Annotated in this window: 15 protein-coding genes and 1 riboswitch; of the genes, 14 read left to right on the top strand and 1 reads right to left on the bottom strand. The window is 43.1% G+C overall.

Going from position 1 to position 16,086, the window contains the following annotated elements:
- Positions 1-4: 4 nt before the first annotated feature.
- The gene (locus ACSYSN_RS07485) at positions 5-1,357 is read right to left on the bottom strand and encodes an aspartate kinase (protein WP_491712205.1); all 1,353 of its coding nucleotides are present in this window, start codon (positions 1,355-1,357) and stop codon (positions 5-7) included.
- Positions 1,358-1,636: 279 nt separating this feature from the next.
- Positions 1,637-1,813, top strand: a riboswitch (Lysine riboswitch).
- 88 nt (positions 1,814-1,901) lie between these two features.
- On the opposite strand from ACSYSN_RS07485, the gene lysA reads away from it, so the two are divergent.
- From lysA to ACSYSN_RS07415, 14 genes are all read left to right on the top strand, one after another.
- Entirely contained in the window at positions 1,902-3,212 is a 1,311-nt protein-coding gene (lysA, locus tag ACSYSN_RS07480) for a diaminopimelate decarboxylase (RefSeq protein ID WP_491712204.1), read from the top strand.
- 9 nt (positions 3,213-3,221) lie between these two features.
- The gene (dapD, locus tag ACSYSN_RS07475) at positions 3,222-3,932 is read left to right on the top strand and encodes a 2,3,4,5-tetrahydropyridine-2,6-dicarboxylate N-acetyltransferase (protein WP_317637413.1); all 711 of its coding nucleotides are present in this window, start codon (positions 3,222-3,224) and stop codon (positions 3,930-3,932) included.
- A 4-nt stretch (positions 3,933-3,936) separates the two neighbouring features.
- A complete protein-coding gene (locus ACSYSN_RS07470; protein WP_491712203.1) occupies positions 3,937-5,097 on the top strand; it encodes an N-acetyldiaminopimelate deacetylase in 1,161 nt (386 codons plus the stop codon).
- The gene (gene dapA / locus ACSYSN_RS07465) at positions 5,097-6,020 is read left to right on the top strand and encodes a 4-hydroxy-tetrahydrodipicolinate synthase (RefSeq protein ID WP_491712926.1); all 924 of its coding nucleotides are present in this window, start codon (positions 5,097-5,099) and stop codon (positions 6,018-6,020) included. The genes ACSYSN_RS07470 and dapA overlap by 1 nt, the downstream gene beginning before the upstream one ends.
- Complete coding sequence (gene dapB / locus ACSYSN_RS07460; protein WP_491712202.1) at positions 6,020-6,784, top strand: 4-hydroxy-tetrahydrodipicolinate reductase; 765 nt, start codon at positions 6,020-6,022, stop codon at positions 6,782-6,784. Before dapA ends, dapB begins: the two co-directional genes overlap by 1 nt.
- 10 nt (positions 6,785-6,794) lie before the next feature.
- Entirely contained in the window at positions 6,795-7,982 is a 1,188-nt protein-coding gene (locus tag ACSYSN_RS07455; RefSeq protein ID WP_491712201.1) for an aminotransferase class I/II-fold pyridoxal phosphate-dependent enzyme, read from the top strand.
- Complete coding sequence (locus ACSYSN_RS07450) at positions 7,982-9,043, top strand: aspartate-semialdehyde dehydrogenase (protein ID WP_491712200.1); 1,062 nt, start codon at positions 7,982-7,984, stop codon at positions 9,041-9,043. Before ACSYSN_RS07455 ends, ACSYSN_RS07450 begins: the two co-directional genes overlap by 1 nt.
- Positions 9,044-9,491: 448 nt before the next feature.
- The gene (locus tag ACSYSN_RS07445; protein ID WP_491712199.1) at positions 9,492-10,025 is read left to right on the top strand and encodes an FMN-binding protein; all 534 of its coding nucleotides are present in this window, start codon (positions 9,492-9,494) and stop codon (positions 10,023-10,025) included.
- A 315-nt stretch (positions 10,026-10,340) separates the two neighbouring features.
- Entirely contained in the window at positions 10,341-12,446 is a 2,106-nt protein-coding gene (locus ACSYSN_RS07440; RefSeq protein ID WP_491712198.1) for a BglG family transcription antiterminator, read from the top strand.
- Complete coding sequence (locus ACSYSN_RS07435) at positions 12,439-12,744, top strand: PTS sugar transporter subunit IIB (RefSeq protein WP_317637402.1); 306 nt, start codon at positions 12,439-12,441, stop codon at positions 12,742-12,744. Before ACSYSN_RS07440 ends, ACSYSN_RS07435 begins: the two co-directional genes overlap by 8 nt.
- Before the next feature lie 22 nt (positions 12,745-12,766).
- Positions 12,767-14,098, top strand: coding sequence for a PTS sugar transporter subunit IIC (locus ACSYSN_RS07430; protein WP_491712197.1), 1,332 nt, complete (start codon positions 12,767-12,769; stop codon positions 14,096-14,098).
- 19 nt (positions 14,099-14,117) lie between these two features.
- Positions 14,118-14,534, top strand: a complete 417-nt coding sequence (locus ACSYSN_RS07425; protein WP_491712196.1) for a hypothetical protein — start codon at positions 14,118-14,120, stop codon at positions 14,532-14,534.
- A 43-nt stretch (positions 14,535-14,577) separates the two neighbouring features.
- Entirely contained in the window at positions 14,578-15,417 is an 840-nt protein-coding gene (locus ACSYSN_RS07420) for a class II fructose-bisphosphate aldolase (RefSeq protein WP_491712195.1), read from the top strand.
- Positions 15,418-15,431: 14 nt separating this feature from the next.
- Positions 15,432-16,040 (top strand): P-loop nucleotide/nucleoside kinase family protein, encoded by a 609-nt coding sequence (locus tag ACSYSN_RS07415; RefSeq protein WP_491712194.1) that lies wholly within the window; start codon positions 15,432-15,434, stop codon positions 16,038-16,040.
- Positions 16,041-16,086 lie beyond the last annotated feature (46 nt).

Here is a 16,086-nt window from a genome sequence, read left to right as displayed (position 1 = left end):
ATGATTAATTGAAAAATTGTTGGTAAATCTGGGTAACAGCAGCAGCGGCATCGGCTCTTTTGGTACCCAACATGATTGAAATACGTGACGCACCCTGATTGATCATGTGAATTGCCACGTGTTTTTGCGCAAGGGGAGCCGTGATGTTTTTCATTACGCCAATTTTATTGCGCATGCCTTCGCCAACAACCATGATAATAGCGTAATCATCGATCCACTCTAGGTAATCTGGTGCAAGCATTGCTCGAATATCGTTACACATCTGATCCCGAACTTGAGCGGTAAACTGGCGCTTATCAAAAATAACGGTTAAGTCATCAATACCGGAAGGCATATGTTCATAAGAAATATTATATTTATAAAAAATATGCAATAATTTAAGTGTAAATCCAACTTCTTTATTAAGCAGGTATCGATGTAAGTATAATGCGGAAAAGTGATTAGAACTAGCAACGCCGGTAATCACATGTTGCGGTTGAAATTCTTTTTCTGGAACAATCATTGTCCCCGGTAGCTCGGGATGATTGGTGCTTTTAACGTTAATCGGAATTTGGCCCTCAATGGCGGGGATAATTGCCTCATCGTGAAAAACAGAAAAGCCAGCGTAAGAAAGTTCGCGCATTTCTCGGTAGGTCATGACTTTGATTGCTTGGGGATGCTTAATAATTTGCGGATTGGCAGCATAAATTGCGTTTACATCAGTGAAGTTTTCGTATAAGTCAGCCTGCAGTCCACGTGCCCAAATGGCACCGGTGATATCTGATCCTCCCCGTGAAAAAGTGGCAATTTCACCGTTTTCGTTGATACCGTAAAAGCCAGGGACAACTAGCAAAGTGGCTGGCTCTTGCCATCTTTGCAGGTTCTGGTAGGTTTGCGGCAAGATGTGGGCATCATTAGCGGGACCATCAACTTCAAATCCCGCCGGTTGGGGATCGAGGTAACGGGCAGCAATCTGCTTTTTTTGTAAAATCAAAGTCAAAAGCTGGGCGTTAAGTTTTTCGCCATGGGCCTTAAAGGTAGCCAGTAAGATAGCTTGACTGCGGTACTTGTTGGCGGGCAAAGTGGCTAGTTCCTGCCGTAAAGGCGCCAGCTGCTCTGCCGCAATGTGAAAATAATCAGCAATTTCTTGGTATCTAGCCCAAATTTGTTTGAAAATAAGTGCCGTCTCCTGTTTTTTGCTGGTGTACTGGGCATAATCGATTAACAGGTCAGTTACCTTGGTGTCCCGGTCGAACCTTTTGCCCGGCGCTGAGGTGACAATGACTTTGCGTTCGGTATCGGCATTAATAATATTGACTACTTTTTGGAATTGCTCGCCGTTAGCCAGAGAACTACCACCAAATTTTACAACTTTCATTTTGCATCCCCATAGATTAAAAAAAACTTAGTTTATTTTAGTAAAGCATTTTATCATCAAAATTTTTAACTGCAACAATAAAGTAAAAAATGGCTGGTCAAAAAAACTAAAATTTTGATATTTTTACCTTAATAGCAATGATTTTTGCGGGATAAAAAATAAATTTAGCTAGCAGAAAAACGGCCCGTGCATAACGGAAAAGATTAATAGTCAAAATATTTATTAAAATTAGCCGAAATAAAAGCTTGACATTATGAATAAATGATAATAATATTTTAGTAAATCGAAGAGGTTGCAACTAACAAGATTAGCTGGCGGAGTTTCTGCAAAAATGAAGAAACCAGTGAAAGGGGCGGTTGCCGAAGCATTAATTATTGCGGTAATTAATTAGCTGGGACGTAATTTAAGAAGTTACGGACTGTCGCAAAACAGAGTTTGCGGAGCGCTATCGACAAAACTGATACCAGAAAATAATTTTAAATTCGAAGGACTCTTTTGTTTAAGCACACAAAAGGGTCCTTTTATTTGTACAGCGGAGGTTGCCATGTCTACAGAAAAATACTATCACACTAATAATCAAGGACACCTGACGATCGGCGGCGTTGATGTCCTAGAATTAACCAAAAAGTTTGGTAGTCCGCTAGTGGCTTATGACGTGGGACAGATTCGGGAACAGTATCAGGCATTTGCAACGGCCTTTGAGCAAGCCCAAAGCGCTTATGTAATCAGTTATGCGAGCAAGGCCTTTGCCACCGTTGCAATGTATCAAGTAATCAAGCAGTTGGGTGGCCATATCGATGTTGTTTCGGGAGGCGAGCTCTATACCGCACTTAGGGCCGGATTTCCAACCGCAAAAATCAGTTTTCACGGTAATAATAAGACTAGGGAAGAACTGATCATGGCGGTCAAAAACCATGTTGGCGTGATTATTTTGGATAACTTCTACGAAATCGAGCTGTTAGAGGAAATCTTAACTGAAACACAAAGTCATATGCAGGTAATGTTGCGGGTCACCCCCGGTGTGACTGCACATACCCATGAATATGACCAAACCGGCCAAGAGGACAGTAAATTTGGTTTCGATGTGCAATCGGGGCAGGCTGAGCAAGCTCTCATTCAAGTACAGGCCAGCACGTGGATGACTTTAATTGGCCTGCATGCCCACATTGGTTCACAGATTCTTGAGGTTGATGGTTACCAGTTAGAAGTGCAAAAACTACTGGCCTTAGTCCATGAGTGGTCTCAGAAGTTTGGCTACCAGCCACAGGTTTTAAACTTGGGCGGTGGTTTTGGTATCCACTATACTGCAGCCGACAAAGAACTTCCTGCTCAAACCTTTATCACGCAGATTGTGCAAACAATGCGCGCAAGCGCGCAAGAATATCACTTGGACCAGCCAGCTATTTGGATTGAGCCAGGCCGGGCACTGGTGGGCGGTGCAGGTTATTCATTGTACACAGTCGGTTCGCGCAAGGATGTGCCAGGCCTAACGCCATGTGTGGCGGTTGACGGCGGCATGGGTGACAATATCCGTCCCGCACTTTACCAGGCTGACTATGAGGCAGTTTTGGCCAGCTCACCAGCCGCCCAACCACGTGAAACAGTACGTCTGGTTGGCCGCTATTGTGAATCTGGTGATGTTCTGATTAAGCAGGTATCGTTGCCAGCTACTAAGCCCGGTGATGTCATTGCCGTTTTGGCTACAGGCGCATACGGCTATAGTATGGCTTCCAATTACAACCGCGTACCGCGGCCAGCAGTGGTCTTTGCGGAGAATGGCCGAGCACAGGAAGTAGTTACACGTGAAACATACGAAGATCTTATCAGCCATGATCAATCATATCAACTAAAGTGAGGTTACCAAATGAAAAACAGATCAGCACAAGAAATTATTGATTTTATTGCTAATGCACCTAAAAAAACGCCAGTAAAGGTCTACGTCAAGGGTGATCTGAACAGCTTAACCTGGCCGGCCGGAGTTAAGTCCTTTGTTGAAAAACAAACCGGCGTCGTTTTTGGTGATTGGCAGGAACTAGCCCCTTTTTTAAAAGCTAATGCTGGCAAAATAACCGAATATCAGGTTGAAAATATTAGCCGTAACTCGGCAGTTCCCCTATTGGATTTAAAGAATATCGCTGCCAGAATTGAGCCCGGTGCCATGATCCGCGACCAGGTTAAAATCGGTGATAGTGCGGTAGTCATGATGGGGGCAGTGGTTAATATCGGAGCTGAAATTGGTCCTGGTGCCATGATTGATATGAATGCCGTGTTAGGTGGCCGGGCCGTTATCGGCGCTAACACACACGTGGGCGCAGGTGCCGTCATTGCCGGAGTGGTGGAGCCGGCGTCAGCTCAACCAGTGCGAATTGGCAAAAATGTGCTGATTGGTGCCAATGCCGTGGTCTTGGAAGGCGTGCAAATCGGCGATGAGGCGGTGGTCGCGGCCGGTGCCGTAGTCACCGAAAATGTACCCGCCCTTACTGTAGTTGCAGGTGTCCCTGCCAAAATTATCAAACAGCGTGATCAGAAAACAGCCGCTAAAACCAAGATTGAGAAAGATTTAAGAAAGTTGTGATCTTATGTTAACAACTCAGCAACTAAGCAAGATCCGCCGCGACTTGCACCAGATGCCTGAATTAGCTCTGCAGGAACAAGAAACCCAAAAGTATCTGCTTCAGGTAATCGGGCAGTTTAACCAGCAGCATTTACAGGTTATGACCTTTAGCCAATTGCCGACAGCTATTATAGTCAGAATTCAAGGCAGTCATCCGGTTAAAACAATCGGTTACCGGGCCGACATGGATGGCCTGCCCGTCCAGGAAAAAACAAACTTGCCGTTTTCTTCGCAAAACGAGGGACGAATGCACGCATGTGGCCATGACCTGCACATGACAGTTGCACTAGGAATCCTTAGTTATTTTAGTGACCACCAACCGCAGGACAACCTGCTCTTCTTTTTTCAACCAGCTGAAGAGAGTGAAAGTGGTGGGAAGTTGGCCTATGAGCAGGGGCTTTTGGCCGGTCAATTACGACCCGATGAATTTTTTGCACTGCACGTCACGCCGGACCTGCCGGTAGGGACAATTGGCTGCCGCCTGGGGACGCTTTTTGCCGGTACGACTGAGGTAAACATTGACCTGTATGGTCAAGACGGTCACGCCGCATATCCGCAACGAGCCAACGACATGATTGTGGCTGCTGCCCAGTTAGTTGATCAGATTCAGACCATTGTGTCCCGCAGTATTGATCCGGTTGCCGGTGGTGTAATCACTATCGGTAAGCTGGAGGCTGGCGTGGTCCGCAACGTAATTGCTGGTCATGCCCACCTTGAGGGGACAATTCGCGGCCTGACCCAGACCATGATTGAGCGCATTGATGAACGCTTGCGCGCAGTAGCAGCTGGTATTGCCAAAAGCTACGATGCTAAAGTGGATATTCAGCTTAACCAGGGCGGTTACTGGCCGGTTGAAAACAATCCAGAATTGACTGCGGAATTCATTGATTATCTGCAGCAAACGCCGCAGATCACTTACCAGGAGACCCAGCCGGCGATGACGGGTGAAGACTTTGGCTATTTGTTGGCACAGGTTCCTGGGACGATGTTTTGGCTAGGGGTAGAAGATCGTGCGCAACTTCATGCGGCTACCTTTAATCCACGTGAAGAAGCTATCACGGTGGGAGTTGAAACGATGATTGGCTTTTTAACAGCACACATGCACCGCGATGAAGGAGAACAATGATGACGAATTTTACTAATGCTGACCTACTAACAGCGATAATTACTCCTTTTAATGAGAAGCGGGAGATTGATTATCCGGGACTCAAGCAGCTAGTTGAACACTTGCTGGCAACCGGAAGTCGGGGATTTGTCATTGGCGGCACAACCGGTGAGACCGCCACGATGACACATGATGAAAAAATTGTCCTGTACACGAAGTTTGTCCAGCTGGTCGGCGGCCGTGTGCCTGTGATTGCGGGCACAGGGAGCAATGACACCGCCCAGACGGTCGCGTTTACCCGTGAAGTGAGTGCCATTCCTGGGATTGACCTCGCGCTGGTAGTTGCACCGTACTACAACAAGCCTAACCAAAGGGGACTCAAGGAGCACTTTGAAGCGGTGGCCAGCCAGGCTGAGGTACCAATAATGATTTATAACATTCCGGGCCGGACGGGAGTAAAAATCACTAAAGAGACTTTAGTTGCTCTTGCTGATAATCCCCAAATTGCTGGCGTTAAGCAGTGCGGTGAACTTGAAGACCTGGAATACATTGTGGAACATACCGCCAGTGATTTTCTGGTTTATACCGGCGAAGACCAGCAGTCTTTGGCGGCCAGAGTATTAGGTGCGCGGGGCATAATCTCGGTTGCAAGTCACGTTTATGGCCGGGCCATGCGGGCAATGTACGATGACTTGTACCGGGGTGACTTCCAGGGAGCTGGTACGTTGCAGCGGCGGCTGGTGCCCAAGATGGCGGCATTGTTCATGTATCCGTCACCGTCACCGGTCAAGGCCGTTTTAAATGCGCAGGGTCTAGCAGCGGGTGGTTGCCGGTTGCCGATTACGGCTTTGAATGAAGCGGAAAAAAAGCAGCTAGCTGTTCATCTCGGGTTGAACGAGTCGGCACTGCTGCATGAATTACCATTGGAACTAGGAGTAGATTAATGAAAAAAGTTCTCATTGCCGGAGCTACCGGCTCTATGGGCAAGCAAGCTATACGTTTAGTAGAAAAGCGAGCAGATTGCCAATTGGTTGCTGTCTTGGCGCCTACAGCCACAGCCAATACCGAACTGGAAAAGACGGTTCAGCGCTTTGATCACTTATCCGCTGTGGAAACTGATGCCGACATTTGGATTGACTTCACCACGCCGCAGGCCGTTTTTGCTAATACCAAGTTTGCCCTGGAGCATCACATGCGGCCAATTGTTGGTACTAGTGGCTTAACAGCTGACCAAATAAAAAAACTGCAAAGATTGGCTAGTGAAAAGAATCTAGGCGGAATTATTGCCCCCAACTTTGGCCTTTCGGCGGTTTTATTAATGAAATTTGCCCAGGCGGCCGCCCGTTACTTTCCTGAGGCGGAGATAGTTGAGCTGCACCATGCTGACAAGGTGGATGCGCCGTCCGCAACCGCCATTGCCACGGCTAAAATGATAGCTGCTGGCCGTCATAAAGCGGAACAAAAAAGTGTGCGGGATGCTCCTCGCGCGCGCGGTGCTAACTACGATGGGATCGCGGTTCACGCGGTTCGTCTGCCTGGCTATGTTGCTCATGAGCAGGTGCTTTTTGGCGGACCCGGCGAGGCGTTGACCATCAGGCAGGACTCCTTTGAACGTTCATCATTTATGCAGGGCGTCAAAGTTGCGCTAGACCAGGTGATGAACCTGACCGAATTAGTAGTCGGGTTAGAAAATATATTAACAATCTAAGGAGTGAAAAATGCCACAACTAGCTTCCGATTTAACTCAAATTATTCATTCACCACTGGAAAAAATCCCACCGTCCGGTATCAGGGCGTTCGCCCAGAAGATTGATAACATTCCTGGACTGATCAAATTAACCCTGGGAGAACCCAATCTGAACACGCCTGAACACGTCAAGCAAGCGGCGGTGGAGAGTATTTTAAATGATGATTCACACTATTCGGCCCAGCGGGGTACACTTAGATTACGCCAGGCTATCAGTCATTTTTTGCAGCGCGAGCAAGCCTTGGCCTATGATCCCGATACTGAAATCATTGCGACCGTGGGTGCGACTGAAGCATTGGCGGCCACCATGCTGACCTTATTTCAACCGGGGGATGAGGTAATCGTGCCGACCCCATCTTATGCCCTATATTTTCCTTTATTGCAGTATACCAAGGCGAAGGCGGTGGCAATTAATACGGCAAAGTCAGATTTTGTGTTGACGCCGCAGGCTCTTGCCCAAACACTGGCAGAACATCCTGCTGCTAAGGCAATTTTGCTTAACTATCCGACAAACCCAACTGGTCGAGAGTGCTCGCCTGAAGTCTTAGCCCAACTGGCGCCGCTAATTGCCAAGCACCACCTGTATGTTATTTCTGATGAAATATATAGTGAATTGACCTATGACTTTAAACATGTCTCGATTGCCCATTATTTGCCGGAGCGGACATTGTTAATCAATGGACTCTCAAAATCTCACGCGATGACGGGCTACCGGATTGGGTACGTCGCCGGACCGGCGCAATTGCTTAGTCTGATTGCTAAAATGCATGCTTTTATGGTAACTGCGCCATCCAATCCCGCCCAGGCCGCTGCAGCTGAGGCCTTGGAGAATGGGGCTGGGGATCCGGCAGCGGCCCGGGTAATTTATCAAAGGCGCCGCGATTATATTGTTAAAGTCCTCAATGATGTGGGTCTAAAAACGCAGACCAGTGAAGGTGCATTTTACGTTTTTAGTCAGATTCCGGCAGAGTATGGCACTGATGATAAAGCCTTTGCGCTAGACCTGGCACACCAGGCCAAGGTTGGCGGTACCCCGGGTAGTTCGTTTGGCGAGGGCGGTGAAGGTTATATTCGCTTTTCATATGCTGCTAGCGATCAAGAATTGCAAGTGGCTATGAAGCGCATTAAAAAGTTTTTGAAGGAAAGAGGCAGTAAGTAATGAGAGAATATGTTGTGGCGATCCTTGGCGCTACGGGTGCCGTGGGACACCGCTTACTTAATGAATTGGAACATTCACAAATTCCGGTAAAAAAGATTAAACTGCTAGCTTCTCAGCGTTCGGCTGGTCAAAAATTAAAATTTCACCAGCAGGAAATAACAGTAGAAGAAGCCCAACCGGATTCCTTTACAGGTGTTGATTTGGTTCTGTCCTCTGCAGGCGGTACAGTGTCACAGCAGCTGTTACCTGAGGCGGTCAAACGTGGTGCAGTCTGCGTGGATAATACCAGTGCCTTCCGCATGCAGGAGGGAGTTCCGCTCGTTATTCCGGGCGTCAATGACCAAGAGTTGAGCCAGCATCGCGGTATTATTGCCAATCCCAATTGTTCAACTATTCAAATGGTGGCAGCTCTGTATCCCATCTACCAACGTTGGGGGATCGAGCAGATTATTGTTTCGACCTATCAGGCGGTGTCGGGAGCGGGTCAGGCAGCGTGGGATGAACTGCTTAGCGAGGCGCAGGCCCGTTTGAATGAGCAACCAGCTAAGGCCAAAATCCTGCCAACCTCATCTGACTCCAAGCATTATCCGCTGGCGTTTAACCTGCTGCCTCAGATTGATGTCTTTGAGGATGACGGCTATACCCATGAAGAGTGGAAAATGATCCATGAAACGAAGAAGATTTTGTTTAATGACCAAAATTCCGACCGTATCAAGGTGACGGCAACCTGTGTGCGGGTCCCGGTTGAAGTTGGTCACGGCGAGACTGTCTACTTTGTGCTCAAGGATAGAAGTGCAACTGCGAGCGCGATCCAACGCGAAGTGGCCAAAACGCCAGGTTTAGTTTTGCAAGACGATCCGCAAAAACAGCTTTACCCTCAACCCTTGTTAGCAGCCGGCAAGAAGGCGACTTTTGTCGGTCGTGTTCGTGCAGATCGGGAAAATCCCGGTGCTTTCCATATGTGGGTTGTTGCCGATAACCTCTTGCGCGGCGCTGCCAGCAACACGGTGGAAATTGCAGAATGCCTGGTGCGTGATGATTTAGTACGTGCGGTTAAGTAAGGCCAGTCTTATTAGTATAAAACAGCGATAATAGGCGTTGAGGTTGAAGTTACTATTAACTATTTGACTGATTAACCCAGTTTACGTTTTTACGGCTATTAAAGATAGCAAAAAACTCAGCACTGACTACCTAACAGTGCTGAGATAAGTATTATTTTAACGGAAAGACTGATTCATTTCCATACTAATTTAAAAATCGCGTAAAAAAGAGCAGTTTTTAACTAGTATTTATAATAATTTAGGGCAAGGTCATAAAACTTTTGTCTCAGACTAGTTTGGATTATAGCTACTGGTCATTAGTATGTGTAAAGTCAAGCTTGTATAAAAGCTTGAAATATTTTTAAAAAATTAGGTTCATGATGATACAAGTCATAATGTTATTGTTTTGAGATTTTGGGGTGCCAGAGCAACTGCTGACTGTTTTGCCGTTGACAGCAGAGTCAAGGTATTGCTGTTTGATTCAGTCCCAGAAGGTCATGAAGGTGAAAATACGAGATGCGCCAGGGAATTCGTCGGCTATAATAGCAATGAAGATTATCGAAAATATTATAAGCACTTAGCGCAGCATTTTAAAATCGATCCCAAAATCGAAAATAACCTGGGAATTAAACAAGAACTATTTTACATGAATAATCCAATCTTCTTACAGGTAGCATCTTCACGGTTGGGGATGCTACATTTGACTTCTGACTTCAAAAAGGTAGATTATCCGACTGCCCCCGACCAGTATATTGGTAAGTCTGACCAGGGAATTGGTGATGAAATCGTTGTGAGGGTAACGGCAGATAAACAAAAGAACATCAAAAATGTTGAAGTTTTGAAGCAAGCCGAATCAGATGATTATGGGCAAAAAGCGATTGCTGAAATACCAAGAAGAATGGTTAAAGAGAATACCGTTGATGTTGATGCTGTTTCTGGAGCTTCCAACACCAGCCGTGGCCTAAAAGACGCGGTTAGAGATGCTCTAAATAAAATCAAATAAAGGATAAGTCAAAAGATAATTTTTAAACTTTAACAACGAGCTAGCTTCCAAGATATAGACGAAGTTAGCTCTTTTGTTTTTGCTTTAAATATCTTTTTTGCAGTACGCAATTTGTACGCTACTTATGGTCAACTGATAAAAGTATGGTTTAAGCTGTAAACTTTCTGGTTATGGCTTTATTTTACGGTCTATCCATTTTCATAAATATTATGAAAATGGGTAAACTATGTGTTTAATTTTTCAAAATAAAGTGGAAGCAATAAACTCTTTTTTAAATGAAAGCGTTAACGTAATATGTGAATTGGGGTGAGGGATATGAAAGACCGGCAATTATTGATAATAAAAAAATTGCTTGGTAAAGAAAGATTATCAATCGATGAATTAAGTCGTGCCTTGAAGGTTTCTTCCCGAACAATTAGAAATGACGTGATTGATATCAATGAAGCGTTAAATAATTGGTCAATTACTAAAATTTCCAATAAACGTGGTCAGCTTGACTTTAGTCTTAACTCTAAAGAAAAGCATTCCTTATCTCACTATTTGGAAATTGGAGTTGACCCGTTTCCTGATCCGAAAAAAAGGCAACTTGACATTATTGTTAGCTTTCTCAAAGCACCACACCAGGTGAAAATTTATGAAGTGCAAGAAAGATTACATATCAGTAAAAGCACAATGGATAAAGATATGCGCCAGGTTAGAAGATTTCTTGCAAAGTATTCGTTAACTTTGAATACGCAGCAGGGAGCAAAAATTGTTGGTGCGGAGAGAAACATTAGAACGATGATTCAACAGTTAATTGTTGAGAATGTCGATATTTCGAGATTAAGAGAAAAAAGTTTTGAAGGAAGTGACAGCAATAAAATAGTAATTGATTATTTAAACCCTAAAGTACTTAACCAAACGGATCAAGTTTCTAAACAACTAATACTTGGCAGTCGGTATGAGGGTGTGTCTGCAAGAGAAGCGCAAGTCTCGGTATTAATGGCGATATGGATTAGAAGGGTGCAGGAACAGCAATATCTTGATGAAAGTCCCGCGACTAATTTAGAAGTAGCTGATACGAGGATTCAAAAATCGCTCAATGAGTTATTAAAAAAGCTCAAACTCGAAGTGCCAGAAAATGAAAAGAGTTATATGACTTTCATTCTTAAGAACTTTTTAGGTGAAAAAGAGGTGAGGCTAGATAAGTGGAATAAGTCGGAATTGCTTACTTTACAGTTGATAGACTACATGAGTGAAGTGGAAAACATCGATTATCGTGACTCTGAACCGTTATATGAGCAACTTAATTTTCATATTTCAGCTTTTTTGCAAAGACAAGAAAATCATATTGAAATATATAATCCCTTAACTGATGTGCTGAAAACAAGTTATACAACAATTTATCAAGATGTTTCGACTTTTTTCCAACGTAAGTACGATAAAAGTGTTTCAGAAGGAGAAAAAGCTTATATAACAGTTTATTTTAGTACGTATTACGAGGAAATCATCAAAGAAAATGATTTTTATCGGATTGCTGTGCTCTGCAATTATGGTGAAGCTACTGGCCAGCTGCTGGCTGCTAATATCTCAAGGAATATGAATGTTGAGGTTGTTGCTGTTTTGGGTTTGCAGGATATTAGATCACTCAAAAAGTTAAATATTGACTTTGTGGTTAAGACAATTGATGAGCCTACGGACGCTGTTCCAAGTTTCAAAATGCCGCTAGTTCCTAAACAAAGTGATTATCAGGCATTAAAAAATTTTATCACGAGAGCCGATATCAAAAAGCATATTCTTGCAGTTAAGCAGCATACGGTAACTAGGGCAAATTTGCTCAAAGATGTGATTGCTTTGATTGAAGCACAGACTGACCAAGCTGTTTCATCACAGACAGTGGATAAATTAATCAATATTTTTTCGGAATATCGTATTGACATCAAAGAAAGAGAGGTGAGGCCAATGCTCCAAGATTTATTAACTGATGACAAGATTCAAATACATCTAAAAGCTAATAACTGGTGTGAAGCTATTGAAAAAGCTAGTCGACCATTGCTAGAAAACAAAGCAATTAATGCGAAATATATCGCTGCAATGGAAGATTCAGTCAAAAAATTTGGCCCCTATATTGTAATTGGGCCCGGGATAGCTTTGGCCCATGCACGACCAGAAGATGGTGCTGCGAAATTAGATGTTAGTGTTGCGTCTTTAGCTGAACCAATTGAATTTGGCAATAAAGCGAATGATCCAGTAAAGATTATTTTTGTTTTATCGGCGATTGATAGTTACTCTCATCTAAATGTTTTGAAGACAGTAGTTAATTTAATAAATAAACCAAATAAGATTGATGAACTATGCCAGAAAAGTAATAAAGCAAGTTTTAAAGCAACCTTATTTGGCGATGACAGAACTGAAAGATCGGAGGACCAAGATAATGGCTAAAATTCCAAAAGTGTTTTTTATTTGTGGAAACGGGTTAGGTTCGAGTTTGGCTTGTCAAATGGAGGCAGATGATGTTTTTCAAGCAGCGGGAATTGAAGTCAATTCCGGCCACGATTCAATCTCTGCGGCACCTTCATTAGATGCCGATGTGATTGTTTCGGCGAGCAACTTTGAATCACAGTTTGCAAATACGCAAATTGATCCTAAAACTAAGATTGTCTATCTGGATAATATTGTGGATAAAAACGAAATAAAAGAAAAAGTCGTGCCAATTATAAAAGAAATCGCGGAAAGCTAAAGGGATAAGGGAGTGAGAGAAAATGGCTGTTGTTCAATGGATAATTAATAATGTACTTACGCAAGCTGCAATTTTGATTTCATTAATTGCAATGTTGGGTTTGATGTTACAGGGTAAAAAACCCGGAGCAGTTATTGGTGGTACACTTAAAACTTTACTTGGGTTTGAAGTTTTGTCTGCCGGTTCTAGCATTATTCAACAGAGTTTAGCCTATTTTGCTGTAATTTTTCAGCATGGTTTCAATACGAAAGGGATTGTTCCAAGTATTGAAGCAATTAATGGCCAAGCGATGAATAAACTGGGTCTAGGTAATGACATTGCGTTGACCCTGTTAGGTATTTTTATTGTAAATATTATTATTGCTAGATTTACTAAATGGAAATACGTATTTTTAACCGGACAAGCCTTATTGTGGATGGCAACCATGACCGTTATTGGGGGACACTTTGCTGGTTTAAAGGGTTTTCCGTTGATTTTAATGGGTAGTATTGTTGGTGGTATCTTTGCCATTGCTATGCCGGCCCTAGCACAGCCAATTGTGCGAAAAATAACTGGGAATGACACTATTGCACTAGGCCACTTCTGTACAATTGGTTACTTAGTTGAAGCTGGGGTTGCCTGGCTCGTTAGAGATCGTAAAGTCGACCAACATGTTGCCAATATTAAAGAAAGGAAAGATTCCTGGGAACATGTCAATCTGCCTAAGAGTATGTCATTTTTGCAGGACAATTCACTTTCTATCATGGTAGTCATGATACCCCTGTATATAATTACGGCAGCTTTTGCCGGCCCTTACTGGTCAATTAAGGCTGCAGGTGGAGCAGCTGGAAGCGTAAATTATATTATTTATGCATTCTTGCAAGCAATTGAGTTTACCGTTGGTGTATACGTAATGCTTTCGGGTGTTCGTCTAATGTTAGGAGAAATTGTACCTGCCTTCCGTGGTATTGCGATGAAGATAGTTCCAAATTCGATACCTGCTTTAGACTGTCCAGTATTGTTTCCTTATTCGCCTAATGCTGTAATTATTGGCTTCATTACCACGACCATCGGTACAGTAATTGGGATGTTCTTGTCACCGTTAGCAGGCCTTGCAGTTATCCTGCCGGGGATGACGACTAACTTTTTTGCCGGTGGTACAGCCGGTATTTTTGGCAATGCAGTGGGTGGTAAACGAGGCGCCATTATTGGTGGTATTGTCCATGGACTGTTTATTACGCTACTGCCAGCACTACTAGTAAGTGCGTTATCATCAGTAGGATTTGTAAACGCGACCGCTACTGATGTGGATACTATTGTTGCTGCGTTGCTTTATCTTTGGGTGCTGGCTCCAGCTTTTCATGCGGTTGGCTAGTACATAGGAGGTAATAAAAATGTCTTTTTGGTCAAAATTTTTAAAATCCACTGCGGAACCAAAAGAACCTGAAGTGGAAAAAATATCAGCGGCAGAAACAAAGAAAATAACAGATAAAATCACTAAATTGACTGAGCAGCTAAATGCTGGAACAACTGCTGGTACAGTAGCTGTAAAGAAGCAAAAGGCTGCCATGCTAACCGAACTAGGCCAATGTTACCAAGAATTAAGCCAAGTAGATAAAGCGATTGCTGCTTATGAAAAAAGTTTAAAGTGCAGTGAGGACTTCGGTCCTGCTTTTGATGGTTTGCTTAAACTATATGATGTCAAAAGGCAAGCGGCGGCTTATGCAAAAGATAACAGTGAGATTCAAAAGTGGCTCAATAAGAGTGACGAATTGACGGCATTATCAAAGAAAATAATGAGATCAAAGTAACTGATCTAGTTGGATCTTTGAATTAAAACACAAGAGGGAAAAAATGGCTTACAAGACTTTAAAAGAAGTACTAAAAGAAGCAGAAGAATTAGATTTTACGGTTGGTGCATTTAATGCACATAATCTTGAAATGGTACCAACGATGATTGAGGCCGCCCATGATGAGGGTGCACCAATTATTATTCAAACATCTGTTAGCACCGCCAATACAGAAGGAATGAGAAACTTTGTTGCGGTATGTAAAAGTATGGCAGAACATGAAGCTGTGGATGTGGTCCTTCATTTAGATCATGCCCGTGAGCTAAATGATATTGAAGCTGCAATTGAGGCGGGTTATAGTTCGGTGATGTTTGATGGATCGTTACTTCCATTTAAAGAAAATATTGAAAAAACCATGCGAGTTGTTGAATATGCACATAAAAGAGGCGTTTCAGTCGAGGGTGAAATTGGCACGATTGGTGGTACAGAAGAAGGTTTTACGGTTAAAGAAGGGAGCTATACTCGTCCAGAAGATGCGGTTGCTTTTTTACGGGAATGTGATGTTGATGCTCTAGCTGTTGGGGTAGGCACACATCATGGCCAATTCCAATCAAAAACTGAGTTAAACTTCGCACTTATTGAAGAGTTGAACCAAAAGCTTAATAAACCAATGGTGATTCATGGGGGTACAGGTGTTAAGGAGGAAGACTATCATCGATTAACCGCAAATGGCATTCGGAAATTTAATGTTGGCACGGAATTATTAGTAGCCTGGACTGAGGAAGCTAAAGAAATGTTTGGTAAAACTGAAGTTAACAGCTCACTTAGAAACAATATTATTCCATGTAATGATCAGGTTCATAAGATTATCAAACATAAACTTGCCTTATTTATGAACAAGTAATACGGAGGATTTCATTGAAAAAAACGCTGTTACTTTTAGCTGGTTGTCCAGGTACAGGTAAGTCTTACCTAGGAAAGCTGATTTGTAAAGCTATTCTAGATTTCTTTAATGAGACATCGATAGATTTCTTCAAAGAAAAACTCTATGATGAACAGGGCTTTAATAATATCGAAGAGAAAAAGCAGCTAGATGATCAGGCGTACAGCCTGTTTTACCAAAGTATTGAAACGTTAATGGAAAAAGGTAAATCGATCATTTCAGATTATCCCTTTTCTTATCGGCAACATGATAGCTTACAACGGTTGGCTAACCAGTATGCCTTCCAGGTAATTACCATTACTCTTACTTGTGATCCCGATGTTTTGTATCAACGGCAAAGACAAAGAGATCTTGATCCTGATCGCCACCTAGGCTTTATCATGAATCATTTTCATCAAGGCGACACTTTACCAGACCGAACCAAAATGGATATCCAAAAAACAAAAGCGGAATTTGAAAAATTCAATAAAATACGGGACTATGAAAATTTTAGTTTAGGGAAAACAATTTTTTTAGATGTATCAGATTTTCGTAAGGTTGAATATGACGAAGTGATTGTTAAAGTGAAAACTTGGCTTGAATAAATGGCTATTCGAGCTGCAGAAAACTAGAGGATATGGCAAGACGGTA

It is taken from the genome of Lactobacillus sp. ESL1191 (assembly GCF_058504435.1).
The sequence above is the reverse complement of the archived record's forward strand: the minus strand, read 5'-3'. Positions and strand labels throughout refer to the sequence as shown.

Bases quoted from the DNA above. Each gene is read 5' to 3' on its own strand.
- ACSYSN_RS07485 (WP_491712205.1), bottom strand. From the start codon at position 1,357: ATGAAAGTTGTAAAATTTGGTGGTAGTTCTCTGGCTAACGGCGAGCAA.
- lysA (WP_491712204.1), top strand. From the start codon at position 1,902: ATGTCTACAGAAAAATACTATCACACTAATAATCAAGGACACCTGACG.
- dapD (WP_317637413.1), top strand. From the start codon at position 3,222: ATGAAAAACAGATCAGCACAAGAAATTATTGATTTTATTGCTAATGCA.
- ACSYSN_RS07470 (WP_491712203.1), top strand. From the start codon at position 3,937: ATGTTAACAACTCAGCAACTAAGCAAGATCCGCCGCGACTTGCACCAG.
- dapA (WP_491712926.1), top strand. From the start codon at position 5,097: ATGACGAATTTTACTAATGCTGACCTACTAACAGCGATAATTACTCCT.
- dapB (WP_491712202.1), top strand. From the start codon at position 6,020: ATGAAAAAAGTTCTCATTGCCGGAGCTACCGGCTCTATGGGCAAGCAA.
- ACSYSN_RS07455 (WP_491712201.1), top strand. From the start codon at position 6,795: ATGCCACAACTAGCTTCCGATTTAACTCAAATTATTCATTCACCACTG.
- ACSYSN_RS07450 (WP_491712200.1), top strand. From the start codon at position 7,982: ATGAGAGAATATGTTGTGGCGATCCTTGGCGCTACGGGTGCCGTGGGA.
- ACSYSN_RS07440 (WP_491712198.1), top strand. From the start codon at position 10,341: ATGAAAGACCGGCAATTATTGATAATAAAAAAATTGCTTGGTAAAGAA.
- ACSYSN_RS07435 (WP_317637402.1), top strand. From the start codon at position 12,439: ATGGCTAAAATTCCAAAAGTGTTTTTTATTTGTGGAAACGGGTTAGGT.
- ACSYSN_RS07430 (WP_491712197.1), top strand. From the start codon at position 12,767: ATGGCTGTTGTTCAATGGATAATTAATAATGTACTTACGCAAGCTGCA.
- ACSYSN_RS07425 (WP_491712196.1), top strand. From the start codon at position 14,118: ATGTCTTTTTGGTCAAAATTTTTAAAATCCACTGCGGAACCAAAAGAA.
- ACSYSN_RS07420 (WP_491712195.1), top strand. From the start codon at position 14,578: ATGGCTTACAAGACTTTAAAAGAAGTACTAAAAGAAGCAGAAGAATTA.